Genomic DNA, 14,420 nt, shown 5'->3' on the forward strand with positions numbered 1-14,420 from the left:
ATCGGACAGAAGCCCCGGAGCAAGGTCCGGGGCTCGTGTTCCGACAGGGAACCTGCGCCTTACGACGACGGGGCGTTCGCACCGCGCGGCAGGATCTGCGCACGACGGTTGGACGGCTCGCGGACGTTCGGGCCGGTCTGCACCAGGAGCTGGCTCTCGCCCTTGCCCTCGGTGGTGATGGCGCCGGCGCCGATGCCCTTGGAAACCAGGGCCTGCTTCACCGCCTCGGCGCGACGCACCGACAGACGCTGGTTGTAGGCCGGCGAACCCGAGGTGTCGGTGTGGCCGACGACATGGACGCGGGCGTTGGCGCCCTTGCCGATGGCGGCGGCCGCGTCGCCGATCACGCGGTCGGCGGCCGGGGTGACGTTGGCCTTATCCCAGTCGAAGAAGACCAGGTATTCGGTCTGGGCGCGGGCGGCCGGGGCCGGGGCAACCGCCGGAGCGGCGGCCGGCGGGCACTTGAAGCTGCCCTGGTGGGTGGCGTAGCCGCCATCCGCCGTACGGACCGGGGTGTTGTTCCAGCCGATGACCGGATTGCACCACTCGGCGGTGTCGGCGCTCTGGGCCTGAGCCCCGGCGGTCAGGCCGAAGGCGACGACGGCGGCCGGCACGACGGCCATGGTAGCGCGGAAGAAGCTGTTCATTTCTCCACTCCCTTAGAGACACACTCCCTACCGCTTGGTTCGCGGAGGACGAATCGCACAAACGATAGGACATATCGCGTGCATGTAACGTGACAAAACGCGAAACATGTGGGGTTTGTCCACGTTCAAACATACCCTCCGGAAGTCCTACACGTTTCGTGCCGGTGTCACTGTTGCTAGTATGCCACAGTGCTGCGACGCACCAAAGAGGTATTAGCCCGCTCTGTAGATTTGGGCAAGCCGCACGTAGTTCCGGACGTTTACCGGGAAGAAGGAAAGGTCCTTTTCCGTTAGTGCACGCACGGGTCTTGCGGGACTTCCCGCCCAAAGTTGCCCCGCTGCCACACGCTTGCCGGGGGTCACCAGGGCTCCTGCGGCCACCATGGCCCCCGACTCGACATGCGCCCCGTCCATGACGCAGGCCTGCATGCCGATGAAGCAGCCGCTGTCCAGCGTGCAGGCGTGCAGCAGGGCCATGTGGCCGATCGACACGTCGTCGCCGATGTAGGTCCCCTGCCCCGCCGAGGCGACGTGGACGACGGTGCCGTCCTGGATGTTGGTGCGGGCACCGATGCGGATCTCGTTCACATCGCCGCGGATGGTGCAGCCGAACCAGACGCTGCTGTCCGCTCCGATCTCGACGTCGCCGATGACCGAGGCCGTCGGGGCGACATAGACGCTCGGGTCGATCTTCGGGTGCGTGCCCTGGAAGGGCAGGATCAGGCCGGACATCGCAGGGTTCCTTCCTGGGTTACGGGAACAGCGGGGCCTGCTCCAGGCCGGTCGTCTCGCCCAGGCCGAACATGACGTTCATGTTCTGGATGGCTTGGCCGGAGGCGCCCTTCACCAGATTGTCGATGACCGAGACGATGATGGCGCCGCGCGGGGTGCGGTCGGGGAAAACGCCGATCAGCGCCTGGTTGGACGCGCGGACGTGACGGGTCGCCGGGGCGATGCCCGCCGCCGTGACGTTCACGAAGGGCTCCGATTCGTAGCGCTTGGCCAGGGTCGCGCGCAGGTCGTCGGCAGTGACCCCGTCGGCCATGCGGACGTAGATCGTCGCCATCATGCCGCGGTTCATCGGGACGAGGTGCGGCGTGAAGCTGACGATCACCGGGCGCCCAGCGGCGAGTCGCAGCTCCTGCTCGATCTCCGGCATGTGGCGGTGGTGGCCGACGCCGTAGGCGTTGAAGCCCTCCGACACCTCGGTGAAGAGGTTCTGCTGCTTGGCGTCGCGCCCGGCGCCGGAGACGCCCGACTTGGCGTCGATCACGATCCCGCCCGGCTCGATCATCTCGTCCATCAGCAGCGGCAGCAGGGGCAGCAGCGAGCAGGTGGGGTAGCAGCCGGGGTTGGCGACCACGCGCGCCTTGCGCACGCCCTGCCGGTTGAATTCGGTCAGGCCGTAGGCGACCTCCTTCTGAAGCTCCACGGCGCGGTGCTCATGCCCGTACCAGGTGGCGTATTCGGCGGGATCGGACAGGCGGAAGTCGGCGGACAGGTCCACCACCTTGATGTGGCGCGGCAGGCCGGCGATGACCTCCTGCGTGGTGCCGTGCGGCAGGGCGCAGAACACGGCGTCCAGCTTGTCCCAGGCGACCTCCTCGATCTTCACGAGGCCGGGCAGGTTGAACTGGCCCAGATGCGGGAACACCTCGGCCATCGGCTTCCCCGCCTGTCGCTCGGCCGTCAGCGCGCAGATCTCCACGCCGGGATGGCGCAGAAGCATGCGCACCAGCTCGGCGCCGGTGTAACCGGACGCACCGAGAATGCCGACGCGGATGGGAGAAGTGCTGTTGGCCATGGACGCTGTTCCTTTTGACGCACGGGGATGGGCACGGAACGGTGAAGACGAGTGAAACAAACCTGAAACAAGAAAGGGGCGCCCCGTCGGGACGCCCCTCGCTTGTACAGCAGTAACGCGGGTCCGCGGTAGGCTTTAGCGCTTCGAGAACTGGAAGCTGCGGCGGGCCTTGGCCTTGCCGTACTTCTTACGCTCGACGACGCGGGCATCGCGGGTCAGGAAGCCGGCGGCCTTCAGCGGCGGACGGAGCGCCGGCTCGAAGTAGGTCAGCGCCTTGGAGATGCCGTGACGGACCGCGCCGGCCTGGCCGGACAGACCGCCGCCGGTCACCGTGACCATCACGTCGAACTGGTCGGCGCGGTCGGTGATGCCGAAGGGCTGGGCGATCATCATGCGCAGCACCGGACGGGCGAAGTAGACTTCCTGGTCGCGGCCGTTGATGACGACCTTGCCGGAGCCCGGCTTGATCCACACGCGGGCGACGGCGTCCTTGCGCTTGCCGGTGGCGTAGGCGCGGCCCTGGGCGTCCAGCTTCGGGGCGACCACTTCGGCGGAAGCGGCGGCCGGAGCGGCGGCGATGTCCTTCAGGCCGGAAAGGGTGGTGGTAACCTGAGCCATTGGATTACGCGCTCCGCTTATTCTTCGGGTTCATGGCCGCAACGTCGAGAGCGACCGGCTGCTGCGCCTCGTGCGGGTGGGCGGCGCCCTTGTAGACCTTCAGGTGGGTCATCACCTTGCGGCCGAGCGGACCGCGCGGAACCATGCGCTCCACGGCCTTCTCGATCACGCGCTCCGGGTACTTGCCGTCCAGGATCTGGCCCTTGGAACGGCCCTTGATGCCGCCCGGATAACCGGTGTGCCAGTAGAAGATGTCGTCCTGGCGCTTGTTGCCGGTCAGCTTGACCTTCTCCGCGTTGATCACGACGACATGGTCGCCGCAATCCATGTGCGGGGTGAAGGTCGGCTTGTTCTTGCCGCGCAGGATGTTCGCCAGGATGCTGGCAAGCCGGCCGAGAACGAGGCCGTCGGCATCGACGACGTACCACTTCTTCTCGATGTCGGTCGGCTTCAGATTGAAGGTCTTCATCGCCACACTCGTTGACTAAACGTGGATCGGCGGGCCACCGAAACTGGACGTTCAATCCCCGGGGCGCCGAAGCGGCCGGTTTTGTACGCAGTGCACGGGGACTCTGTCAACGGAAAAATATCCGTTCCATATCAACATGCTATGAGCGCGGTATCATTTTACCGCAAACGCAAAGCCATTGATATCATTGGCGTTTTCAAACGCCGTCCGAATTATGGTATCCTGATACCGTCAACGTCACGGGATCGTGGGGCGGAATCGAGTAGGTGCCGGTGGCGTGGGCCACGGGCTCCGGATCGCCTTCGGAGAACAGCAGAACCTCGCCATAAGCCAGCCGCTTGCCCATCTTCAGGATTCGGCAATCGGCGGTGATGGCGACCTGGGCCGGGCGGCGCAGGAAGTTGATGGTCATGCTGGTGGTCACCGCCAGTTCCACCCGCCCGATCAGGCTGAGCACCGCCGCGTAGAGCGCCACGTCGGCCAGCCCGAACATCGCCGGCCCGGTCACCGTGCCGCCGGGGCGGACGAAGCTGTCGTTGTAGGGCAGCTTCATGCGCACGGTCCCGGCGCCGAGCTGCTCGATGGTGATCCCGTAATTGCCGACCAGCGGCACGCCCTCGCGAATCAGGGCTTCCAGTTCCTCGGCGGACACGGCTGGCGCGCTCATTCCCTCACCCATGGCTTTTCTTATGGACACCCGATCATGGCGAACATCGCCCGGCCCGCCAAGCGCGTCGAGCCCCCGCCTATTTCACACGATCAAACTCGAATCCCGTCTATAAATCTACCAATTTTATCAACAAAAAGGTTGAGTTGTCCGACTTGGCGTCGTTAGATGAACGGACCACACGCCCGGTTCCGTGGCGGGGGCGGTCGGGGTACTGTTCCCGCCAACGATCAAAACATCCGGGAGGATTGGACAGCGATGAACGACACCCCGCCCGCCATCGGGCCGGCCACCGGCGATGGCACGCCGCTGGTTCTCCGCGAAGACCGCGACGGAGTCGCGACCCTGACGCTGAACCGCCCGCAGGCGCGCAACGCCCTGTCCGTCGGGCTGATGGGGGCGCTGCAGGCGGAACTGGACGCCATCCATAAGGACTCCTCGGTCCGCGTCGTGGTGCTGGCCGGGGCCGGGTCGGCCTTCTGCGCCGGTCATGATTTGAAGGAGATGCGCGCCAACCCCGACCGCGCGGCCTATGAGTCGCTGTTCATCCAATGCTCCAGACTGATGCTGACGGTCAGCCGAATCCGCCAGCCGGTGATCGCCAAGGTGCACGGCATCGCCACGGCGGCGGGGTGTCAGCTCGTCGCCACCTGCGACCTCGCCTATTGCGCAGACACGGCGCGATTTGCCACGCCGGGGGTGAACATCGGCCTGTTCTGCTCCACCCCGATGGTGGCGCTGAGCCGTGCCGTGGGGCGCAAGGCGGCCATGGAAATGCTGCTGCTCGGCGACCTGATCGGCGCCGAGGAGGCGGAGCGCATCGGCCTCGTCAACCGCGCGGTGCCGGCCGACCAGCTCGACGCCGTGGTGGCTGAGGCCGCCGGCAAGATCGCCGCGAAGTCGCCGCTGACGCTCGCCATCGGCAAGGAGGCCTTTTACCGGCAGATCGAGCTGGGCGTGGAGGAGGCCTACGCCTACGCCGCCCGCGTGATGACCGAGAACATGCTGGCCCGCGACGCCGAGGAGGGGATCGACGCCTTCCTGCAGAAGCGCGCTCCGGTGTGGTGCGGCCAATGAGCGGCCCCGCCCCCTCGCACGACGGCTACGGCGACGATTTCATCCGCGGCGTTCTGGATCGGGTGAAGACCATCGCCCTGGTCGGCGCGTCGAACGACCCGGTGAAGGCCAGCTTCATCGTGCTGAAATACCTGCGCGACAAGGGCTACCGCGTCATCCCCGTCAACCCGAAGCTGGCCGGCCAGACCATCCTCGGCGAGCGGGTCTACGCCAGCCTGTCGGAGCTGCCGGAGCCGCCGGACATGGTGGACGTCTTCCGCAACGCCACCGCCGCCGGAGGCGTGACGGACGAGGCCATCGCCATCGGCGCCAAGGTGGTGTGGATGCAGCTCGGCGTGCGCAACGACGAGGCGGCGGCGCGGGCCGAGGCGGCGGGGCTGACCGTGGTCATGAACCGCTGTCCCAAGATCGAGCTTCAGCGCCTCCTCCACGAGATCGGGCGCATCGGCGTCAACTCCAACATCCTGACGTCCAAGAAGGCCGCACCGGCCAAATCCTTCAAAAAACTGATGTAAGACACAGAGGAAGCCATCATGAGCGAGCAGAAGTCCTTCGGTTTCGAAACCCGCGCCATCCACGCCGGCGCCGCCCCCGATCCCGCCACCGGCGCGCGCCAGACGCCGATCTACCAGACCACCAGCTTCGTCTTCGACGACGTGGACGATGCGGCCTCGCTGTTCAATCTCCAGAAGGTCGGCTTCATCTACTCCCGCCTGACCAACCCGACCGTGTCGGTGCTGGAGGAGCGGCTCGCCAACCTGGAAGGCGGCGCCGGAGCCACGGCCACTTCCTCCGGCCACGCCGCGCAGCTGCTCGCCCTGTTCCCGCTGATGGAGCCGGGCGACGAGATCGTCGCCTCGCGCAAGCTCTACGGCGGCACGCTCAACCAGCTCGGCACCAGCTTCCCGCGCGCCTTCGGCTGGAAGTCCGTCTTCGTGGACACCGACCAGCCGGAGAACGTCCGCGCCGCCATCACCGCGAAGACCAAGGCCATCTTCGTGGAAAGCCTCGCCAACCCCGGCGGCGTGGTCACCGATCTGGAGGCCATCGCCAAGATCGCCGACGATGCCGGCATCCCGCTGATCGTCGACAACACGCTGGCGACGCCCTACCTGATCAACCCGATCCAGTGGGGCGCCACGCTGGTCGTGCATTCAACCACGAAGTTCCTGTCGGGCAACGGCACCTCGGTCGGCGGCGTGGTCATCGACAGCGGCACCTTCGACTGGGGCAAGTCCGGCAAGTTCCCCGCCCTGTCGGAGCCGGACGCCGGCTATCACGGGCTGAAGTTCCAGGAGACCTTCGGACATCTGGCCTTCACCATCCACGGCCACGCCGTCGGCCTGCGCGACCTCGGGCCGAGCCAGGCGCCGCTGAACGCCTTCCTGACGCTGAACGGCATCGAGACGCTGCCGCTGCGCATGCAGCGCCACAGCGACAGCGCCCTGAAGGTCGCGCAGTTCCTGGAAAGCCATCCGGCGGTCGGCTGGGTCAGCTACGCCGGTCTGGAATCCTCCAAGTACAACGCGCTGGCCAAGAAGTATCTGCCCAAGGGGGCCGGCGCCGTGCTGACCTTCGGCGTGAAGGGCGGCTTCGACGCCGGTGTGAAGGTGGTGGAGAACGTCCAGCTGCTCAGCCATCTCGCCAACATCGGCGACAGCCGGTCGCTGATCATCCATCCCTCCTCGACCACGCACCGCCAGCTGTCGCCGGAAGGTCAGGCCCAGGCGGGCGCCGGTCCGGACGTGCTGCGCCTGTCGATCGGGCTGGAGAGCGTCGAGGACATCATCGCCGACCTCGACCGGGCGCTGTCCGCCACCTGATGCCGGTTTTCCCCCTGCCCGCCCCGGCGGGCGGGGGATACCCCGCAAGAGGTAGGCGTGACGCGAAGGGCTGAGCGCTGGCCGTCCCATTGACCTCCGCAGGTCATAGCACCGACCCTTACCCAAGCAGGATGGGGACACGAACAGGGCGGGGAAGCGGGGCATGAGCGGACGGCTCAGGCGGGGAGTGGCGGGGGTCGCGCTGCTGGGGCTGGGCGGCTGCGCGGGGGCGCCGGTGGCGATGACCGCCGCGTCCTTCGCCGTGGACGGGCTTCTTTACGTCGGAACCAGCAAGAGCAGCACCGACCACATGCTGTCGGCCATGCTGAAGCAGGATTGCGCGACCTTCCGCGTTCTGACCCAAGGCTATGTCTGCAAGCCGGTGATCGTTCCGGTGGTCCGGACCGCGGAGAGCGTGCCGGTCCCCCTTCCGGAGCCGGAACCGTCTCCGGCGCCCGCCCCGCCACCACCCGCGCCGCTCCCCGTGACGGCGGAGGTGGAGATCGCCGCGCTGCCGCCGATGCCGCGCCCCGCCGAACGGCGCTTCCTCGTGGTGGCCGGCAGCTTTTCCAAGCGTGGACAGGCGGAAGCCCAGCGCGCGCGGCTGGGCCACCCGGAGGCCGACATCGTGGCGGCCGACGTGCGGGGTCGGCGCATCCACCGCCTCGTCCTGCCGCCGGAAGACCGGCCAACCGCCCTGCGCCGGCTGGCCGAGATCCGCGCCGCCGGGGTCGGCGATGCGTGGCTCCTGACGTGGACGGGACGGACAGTGGTCGCCGACCTGCCCGACGACGCGCCCTACCCCAGCCTTCCGGACAAAATGTGAGCCGTTACTCCGCCGCTGCCATCGGAGCCGCGGCGGGCTTGGCCGGAACGTCGCGGTCGCGCGGCAGCAGCAGCGCCGCCGCGAAGGCGACCAGCGCCAGCACCGACAGCGTGGCGTAAAGCATCACGAACTCGCCCGTCCGCTCATAGACCAGGGCGACGAGCTGCACGGCGAGCGGGCCGGCGCCGAAGGACAGGATGAACTTGGCGCCATAGGCCAGCCCCCGGTGCCTCTCCGGTGTGTAGCGGGCGAGCAGGAGGTTCTCCGCCGGGATTTGCACCTGCGAGGCGACGACGACCAGCGCCGCTGCACCGACCAGCGGCAGGTCGGCCAGAACCGCCACCGCCGCCATCATCGGCACCTGGACCAGCAAGCACAGGGTGTAGATGCGCTTCAACGGGTACTTGTCCGCCAGATGCCCGCCGACGAGCTGCGGCAGGGCGGCGAACAGATAGACCGCCGTCACCACGCCGCCGACGCCCAGCGTGCTGCCGCCCAGCATGTCGCTCAGCCGAGCCTCGAACAGCTTGGGCAGCACCACCTGCATGGCGTTGAACATCAGCCCGGCGCAGACCATCGTCACCGACAGCACGAAGAAGGCGCGGATCACGTCGCCGCGCGACGCCTTGGGGATCGGCCTCACGTCGCCCTGGCGATCCTCCACCTTGCCCAGCGCGATCAGCAGGGCCAGCGCCACGCCCAGCCCCAGGCAGATCGCCCCCGGAATCAGGAAGGCCGAGCGCCAACCCAGCCATTCCGTCAGACCACCGGCCACCACAGCCGCCGAGGCGATGCCGATGGTGCCGAAAATGCCCTGGTAGCCAAGCGCCTTGCCGCGGTTGGTGGCGTTCTTGACCATCCAGGCCATGCCCACCGGGTGATAGATCGAGGCGCCGAGCCCGAGCACCGCCAGCGCCCACAGCAGCGCCTCCGGACCGTCGGTCAGGCCGCAGGCGATGGTCCCGGCCCCGGTCAGCAGGAAGAAGACCGCCATCATCCGGCACTCGCTCCAGCGGTCACCCAGCCAGCCGGCCAGCGGCGCCCCGACTCCGATCATCAGCGCGCCCAGCGTCCACAGCCGGATCAGTTCGTCGTAGGGCAGCTTCCATTCCCGTTCCAGCACCAGGACGACCGTCAGGAACAGGGCCGTCACGATGTGCATCAGCGCGTGGCCGACCCAGGAAAAGCCGATCGACAGACGCGCCGATGTGTCAGTCATGGAAATTCTCCGCATCCGGATGATTTGCGCTTGAAAGCAACCCTTGCGAAACTGGCACGCGGGTCGGAGGCGGTCCAATGCGCCGCCGTCATGGCGGGCATGCGGTGAGTCATTTCGGCGGTCAGGCGGTCTCGTCGCGCAGCCAGTCCAGATAGGCCGGGTTGCCGCGCCCCACCCTCAGCTCGACCACGCAGGGCACGTCATAGCTGTGCAGCTCCCGCACCCGCGCGGCCAGCCGGTCGAACAGCTCCGCCCGCGTCTTGGCGATCAGCACCGTTTCCGTGGCTTCCTCGATGGCACCCTGCCAGCGGTAGATGGAGGTCATGCCGTCCAGGATGTTGGCGCAGGCGGCCAGCCGCTCCTCGACCAGCGCGCGGCCGATGCGCCGGGCCTCGTCCCGTGACCCGGCGGTGATGTAGGCGAAGACGAATTCCATGGCCGAACCCTTTCGATGTAGAGTGGCCGAATCTTGCCACAGGCCGCAGGGCCGCAACATCTTCCGAGGCGACGAAGCATGGCCGCAACCCGACGCACCACGTCCCGACGCCGCCCCACCGAGGCGCAGGCGGCGTGGCTGCGCAACGGCCTGGACCAGCCCGGTGGCAAGCTGCCCCTGTTCGACGGCGACGGCCAGCGCGTCAAGCGCCAGACCATCGAAAGCTGCCTGAAGTCCGGCTGGGCCGAGCGCTGGTTCCACAACCCGCTGAAGCCCGACTGGCTGGTCTGCCGCCTGACCGACACCGGCCGCGCCGCCCTCGCCCCCCGCCCCGCCGCGAAGGAACTCGCCCAGGCGGAATGACCGCCGGACGGGTGACGATGCATCCTCTGCGCACCCTGTTGCGGTCCGCGAACGCTCGCGGCCCAACCGGGCTTTGTTTTGTGACGGTACCATTCCATGCAGCTCTCCGACCTCGGCCAGCGCATTTGCATTCTCGGGCCATCCAACAGCGGAAAATCCACGCTTGCCGAAGCCATCGCGCGGCAGCGTGGTTTTCCCGTTATCCACCTTGACCGGCTTTATCATGCCCCCAACACGGACTGGGAACCGCGGCCGACCGACGAGTTCATCGCCTTGCACGACGCGGCCATCGCCGGCGAGCGCTGGGTCATGGAGGGAAACTACTCGAAGTGCATTCCGCAGCGTTTCCGGCGGGCGACGGGCCTGATCTACCTGGATGTGCCCATGCCGCTCAGTCTGCTGCGGTATTTTCGCCGAACCCTGTTCGAGCGGGAACGGCGAGGCGCTCTGGAGGGCCGCCGGGACAGCATCAAGTGGGAGATGATCCGCCACATCGCCGTCGCCACTCCGAAGAACAGAGAGCGAAACCTGCGCACCTTCGATCAGGCCGACCTGCCGAAGATACGGATCAACTCCGCACGGGACCTGAACGCATGGTACCGGATGTGGGACCTCAAACGCTGACGCCCACGCGCACGCCTCACGCCGGCACGGCCTTCAACTGCTGGTCCACCGCCGCCGCCAGTTCACGAGGGGTGACCGGCTTGTGGATCACCGTCAGTCCGTGGGCTGTGGCGTCCAGCAGGCAGTCCGGCCCCGTCTCCCCGGTCAGGATCACCCCGGGAACCCCGGCGCCGTAGCGCTCGCGCACGCGCAGGATCACCTCGGTCCCGATCCGCCCCTCGCGCAGCCGGTAATCGGCGATCACGATGTCGGGGATGCGGGTCTGGGTGGACAGCCGCTCCATCGCCTGATCGGCGCTGCCCGCCGCCAGCACGGCATAGCCCCATTCCGTCAGGATCAGCTGAAGCCCCATCAGCACGATGGCGTCGTCGTCCACCAGCACGGCGAGGCGGCCCTGCCCCATCCCCGGCGCCGCGCCGCCCGCTCCCGAGGCGGCAGCCACCACCGTTTCGCCCATCGGCACCAGCACCCGGAAGGCCGAGCCCTTGCCCATCGCGGAACGCACCTCCACCGGGTGATCGAGCAGCCGCGACAGGCGCCGCACGATGGCAAGGCCAAGGCCGAGGCCCTGGTTGCGGTCCCGCTCCGGGTTGCCGACCTGATGGAATTCCTCGAAGATCCGTTCCAGATGGTCGTCGGGAATGCCCATGCCGGTGTCCTGGATGACAATCGACAGGAACCGCCCGTCCGTCCGGCACTGCACCCGCACCAGCCCGCTGTCGGTGTAGCGGATGGCGTTCTCGACCAGATTGCGCAGCAGCCGGCCCAGCAGCGTGCGGTCGCTGCGCACCCGCCCGGCGCAGACCTCCACCTGCCAGCCGATGCCCTTGCCAGCGGCGACCGGCGCGTAGGCGGCGCGGATCGGGTCCATCACCTCCGCCACGTCGAAATCCTCGAACACCGGCGTCACCACCCCGGCGTCGAGGCGCGACACGTCGAGCAGGCTGTCCAGCAGCCCCTTCAGCGCGTCCAGCCCCTGCTCCAGGTGGGTCAGGATCTTGGCGCCTGCGGGGGAGCCGACATGGGCCGACAGGGCGGCGGTGAAGAAGAACAGCGACTGGAGCGGCTGGCGCAGATCGTGGCTGGCCGCGGCCAGGAACTTCGACTTGGCGAGGTTGGCGCGCTCCGCCTCGTCGCGGGCGGAGCGCAGTTCGGCCTCCATCGCCTTGCGCTCGGTGATGTCCTCGGCGACGGTGATGCGGTAGGCCGGCTCCGTACCGGTGATCCGGGCGAGCGAGGAGGTCACCCGCACCCACACCGCCCCGCCGTCCCTGCGGCGGTAGCGCTTCTCCAGCGCGTAGCTGGCCAGCTCGCCGGACAGCAGCCGCTCGATCAGCCCTTCCTCCGCCGGCAGATCCTCCGGATCGGTGATGTCGCGGTAGGTCCGCCGCAGCAACTCCTCCCGCGGATAACCGACGATGTCGCAGATCTTGGCGTTGACGTCGAGAATGCGGCCATCCAGCGCAACCCGCTCGATGCCCACCGCCGCCAGTTCGAAGACCGAGCGGAACCGTTCGTCGCTTTGGCGGCGCGCCGTTTCGGCCCGGCGCAGGTCGGTGACCTCCATCACGACGGCGCCGACCGCCGCGACCTCCATCCCCTCATGCACGGGGAACAGGGCGATCAGCCAATGGCGCGTCACGCCCGGCTCCTTGGGCGTCTCACCCATGATCTCGCGGTAGGGGATCGGCTCGCCGGTGTCGAACACCCGGTCGATCATCGGCTCGACGCTGGCGCCCACGACGGGAATCAGGTCCGTCAGCGTGCGGCCCATATGGGCCTCCGCCAGGATGCCGTTGGAATCGGCCAACTGCTCGTTGATACGGATGTAGCGGCGCTCGCGGTCGAAGAAGGCGAAGCCGACCGGCGCGTTCTGCAGCAGGCTGTTCAACTGCGCCAGCAACGCGTTCTTTTCCCGGTTGGCGGAATTCAGCGCCGCTTCCCCCCACTTGCGGGCGGTGGTGTCCTGGAAGAAGACGGCCAGCCCGTCCGGCGACGGGAAGGCGCGCACGGCGAACCAGGATTCGAAGGCCGTGCAATACTCCTCGAACTCGACGGGTGTCTGATCCCGCATGGCGCGGCGGTAGTTCTCTCCGAACGCGCTGGCGGCGACATCCGGAAAAATGTCCCACAAATCCTGGCCGATCAGGTCGCGCCCCCCGGCGATCAGCGTCCGGGCGCGCTCGTTCATGAAGGTGATGCGCCAGTTGCGATCCACCTCGAACACCCCGTCGGTGATGCTGCCCAGGACGGCGGCCGTCTTGTGAGCCAGCGCGTTGGCCCGCTCCCGCACCTGCTGCTGGCGGGCCAGTTCCTCGGCCATGCCGTCGAAGGCGCGGGCCAGCGTGCCCAGTTCGGACGACTGCTTCGCCACGCCGCTGCGCGCCGTCAGGTCGCCGCCCTTCCAGCGCTCCGCCGTCGCGACCAGCGCCGCCACCGGCCGCCGCAGGAACCGGCTGGCGCCCCACCAGACGGTGAGCAGGGTCAGCAACAGCACCGTGGCGATGCCCGTCATCGCCTGAACCATCGCGCCGCGGATCGGCCCCAGCGCCTCGCCCTTGTCGAGGCAGACCACGACGCCGATGCCGTCCAGACTCCGCCCGGTCGGCTGATAGGCGACGATGCGCGGCCGCCCGTCCGGTCCGGTCACCTCGGCGATGCCGGGGCCGTCACGGGACAGCAGGGCGAAGACGGCGGGCGACAGCGCACCGCCGTCACCGGTCTGGCCCATATGGTTCGTCAGGGGCGGCACCTGGGCGACCACCCGGTCGCGGCGGTCCACCAGCGTGATCCGCGCGTTGTCGGGCAGCGGCCGCTTGGACAGGAAATCGGCGATCCAGGAAATGTCGGTCATCGCCGTCACCACGCCCGCCGCCCGGCCCTCCCCATCCTGGAAGGCGAGCGCGACGGGCATGGCGGAGCGTCCGTCCGTCCGGCGGAAGACATGCTCGCCCAGCGCTATCCGACCGCTGTCCAGCGCGTCGCGGAAGTAGTCGCGGTCGGCGATGGAAATTCCCAGCGCGGCGCGGTCGGTCGAGCAGCGCACCACCCCGTCCAGCCCGGCGATCACGATGCCGAGATGGCCGGGGTACGACGCGCGCAGGTCGTGCATCAGCGCCTGACAGGCCGGAGATCCGGGGGCGCGCACCGGGTCGGCCCTCACCAGCGTGCTCAGCACCTGCCGCAGCCCGTCGATCATGCGGTGCTGCTCCGCCTCGAACAGCGCGGCGAGGTGCAGGGCGTCCCGCCCCACCTCCGCCTCCCGCGCGGCGCGCAGGGCCAGCTCGTTCTTCACCTCGATGACGGCCGCCGGGATCATCGCCACGAAGACCAGCAGCAGCAGACGGTGAAGAAGGCTCATGCAAGGCGGCTTTCGGAAAGTGATGCCGGGAGACGGTGCGGGATGCGGGATGGTTCCGTCAACGGACGCGGGTGGGGGCGCGGGTGGCCTTCCACACGCCGGAGCGTTCGGCCCCGGCCGCGATGCGGCGGTCGGCAATCTCCGCCTCCTCCACCTCGGCGATCCCGGCGTGCTTCAAGGCGCGCAGAAGGACGCTGCGGACGGTCGTCCCCTCCTCTTCCGCGCGGCGCCGGACGGCACGCTTGACGCTCTGCGGCACCATGGCGGCCAACTGCACGTCGGGTTCGCGCGCGGCGGACGGGGACGGGGGGTCGGAGGCCTGGGAGACGGGAGACGGAACGGGTTGGAAGGGGTGATCGCGCATCGGTCCTGCCGTACATGGTTCGAAGGTGCGAAACCCTCCCTTCTTATAGTTAATTTCTTGTTAACCATGAATCCGCCAGCGGTGTCCGGAGGGACATGATACATCGGAATAGCGGTTGACCT

At 68.1% G+C, this 14,420-nt stretch carries 16 protein-coding genes; 6 read left to right on the forward strand and 10 right to left on the reverse strand.

Annotated elements, in window-relative coordinates; all coding sequences use genetic code 11:
* Nucleotides 1-59: 59 nt before the first annotated feature.
* From JJL56_RS26940 to JJL56_RS26965, 6 genes are all read right to left on the reverse strand, one after another.
* Nucleotides 60-647 (reverse strand): OmpA family protein, encoded by a 588-nt coding sequence (locus JJL56_RS26940; protein ID WP_200486961.1) that lies wholly within the window; start codon nt 645-647, stop codon nt 60-62.
* A 213-nt stretch (nt 648-860) separates the two neighbouring features.
* A complete protein-coding gene (locus JJL56_RS26945; RefSeq protein ID WP_145625858.1) occupies nt 861-1,379 on the reverse strand; it encodes a gamma carbonic anhydrase family protein in 519 nt (172 codons plus the stop codon).
* Between the two features lie 19 nt (nt 1,380-1,398).
* Nucleotides 1,399-2,451 carry an N-acetyl-gamma-glutamyl-phosphate reductase gene (gene argC / locus JJL56_RS26950; protein ID WP_145625857.1) on the reverse strand — a complete coding sequence of 351 codons (1,053 nt, stop codon included), beginning with the start codon at nt 2,449-2,451 and terminating at the stop codon, nt 1,399-1,401.
* Nucleotides 2,452-2,586: 135 nt separating this feature from the next.
* Nucleotides 2,587-3,069 carry a 30S ribosomal protein S9 gene (rpsI, locus tag JJL56_RS26955; protein ID WP_145625856.1) on the reverse strand — a complete coding sequence of 161 codons (483 nt, stop codon included), beginning with the start codon at nt 3,067-3,069 and terminating at the stop codon, nt 2,587-2,589.
* Between the two features lie 4 nt (nt 3,070-3,073).
* Nucleotides 3,074-3,538, reverse strand: a complete 465-nt coding sequence (rplM, locus tag JJL56_RS26960; protein ID WP_014240247.1) for a 50S ribosomal protein L13 — start codon at nt 3,536-3,538, stop codon at nt 3,074-3,076.
* A 196-nt stretch (nt 3,539-3,734) separates the two neighbouring features.
* Nucleotides 3,735-4,205 (reverse strand): PaaI family thioesterase, encoded by a 471-nt coding sequence (locus tag JJL56_RS26965; RefSeq protein WP_145625855.1) that lies wholly within the window; start codon nt 4,203-4,205, stop codon nt 3,735-3,737.
* Nucleotides 4,206-4,463: 258 nt separating this feature from the next.
* Between JJL56_RS26965 and JJL56_RS26970 the strand changes: the two genes are divergently transcribed.
* The 4 genes from JJL56_RS26970 (at nt 4,464) to JJL56_RS26985 (ending at nt 7,931) form a co-directional block, all read left to right on the forward strand.
* Nucleotides 4,464-5,282, forward strand: coding sequence for an enoyl-CoA hydratase (locus tag JJL56_RS26970; protein WP_200486962.1), 819 nt, complete (start codon nt 4,464-4,466; stop codon nt 5,280-5,282).
* Nucleotides 5,279-5,797, forward strand: coding sequence for a CoA-binding protein (locus tag JJL56_RS26975; protein ID WP_200486963.1), 519 nt, complete (start codon nt 5,279-5,281; stop codon nt 5,795-5,797). The genes JJL56_RS26970 and JJL56_RS26975 overlap by 4 nt, the downstream gene beginning before the upstream one ends.
* Before the next feature lie 18 nt (nt 5,798-5,815).
* Nucleotides 5,816-7,105 (forward strand): O-acetylhomoserine aminocarboxypropyltransferase, encoded by a 1,290-nt coding sequence (locus JJL56_RS26980; RefSeq protein WP_200486964.1) that lies wholly within the window; start codon nt 5,816-5,818, stop codon nt 7,103-7,105.
* Between the two features lie 163 nt (nt 7,106-7,268).
* Nucleotides 7,269-7,931 carry an SPOR domain-containing protein gene (locus JJL56_RS26985; RefSeq protein WP_145625853.1) on the forward strand — a complete coding sequence of 221 codons (663 nt, stop codon included), beginning with the start codon at nt 7,269-7,271 and terminating at the stop codon, nt 7,929-7,931.
* A 4-nt stretch (nt 7,932-7,935) separates the two neighbouring features.
* Here the strand turns inward: JJL56_RS26985 and JJL56_RS26990 are convergent, their stop codons facing one another.
* Together JJL56_RS26990 and cutA are read right to left on the reverse strand one after the other, a co-directional pair.
* Nucleotides 7,936-9,150 (reverse strand): MFS transporter, encoded by a 1,215-nt coding sequence (locus tag JJL56_RS26990; RefSeq protein WP_145625852.1) that lies wholly within the window; start codon nt 9,148-9,150, stop codon nt 7,936-7,938.
* A 121-nt stretch (nt 9,151-9,271) separates the two neighbouring features.
* The gene (cutA, locus tag JJL56_RS26995; RefSeq protein WP_200486965.1) at nt 9,272-9,586 is read right to left on the reverse strand and encodes a divalent-cation tolerance protein CutA; all 315 of its coding nucleotides are present in this window, start codon (nt 9,584-9,586) and stop codon (nt 9,272-9,274) included.
* Between the two features lie 78 nt (nt 9,587-9,664).
* On the opposite strand from cutA, the gene JJL56_RS27000 reads away from it, so the two are divergent.
* Together JJL56_RS27000 and JJL56_RS27005 are read left to right on the forward strand one after the other, a co-directional pair.
* On the forward strand, nt 9,665-9,949 hold the full coding sequence (locus tag JJL56_RS27000; protein ID WP_200486966.1) for a hypothetical protein: 285 nt from the start codon (nt 9,665-9,667) through the stop codon (nt 9,947-9,949).
* A 96-nt stretch (nt 9,950-10,045) separates the two neighbouring features.
* A complete protein-coding gene (locus tag JJL56_RS27005) occupies nt 10,046-10,573 on the forward strand; it encodes an isopentenyl transferase family protein (RefSeq protein ID WP_200486967.1) in 528 nt (175 codons plus the stop codon).
* Between the two features lie 16 nt (nt 10,574-10,589).
* Here JJL56_RS27005 and JJL56_RS27010 read toward each other — a convergent pair whose 3' ends face one another.
* A complete protein-coding gene (locus tag JJL56_RS27010; RefSeq protein WP_200486968.1) occupies nt 10,590-13,934 on the reverse strand; it encodes a PAS domain-containing protein in 3,345 nt (1,114 codons plus the stop codon).
* A gap of 58 nt (nt 13,935-13,992) precedes the next feature.
* A complete protein-coding gene (locus JJL56_RS27015) occupies nt 13,993-14,298 on the reverse strand; it encodes a hypothetical protein (protein ID WP_200486969.1) in 306 nt (101 codons plus the stop codon).
* Between the last annotated feature and the right edge of the window lie 122 nt (nt 14,299-14,420).

This window comes from Azospirillum aestuarii (genome assembly GCF_016632405.1).
Classification (GTDB): Bacteria; Pseudomonadota; Alphaproteobacteria; order Azospirillales; family Azospirillaceae; genus Azospirillum; species Azospirillum aestuarii.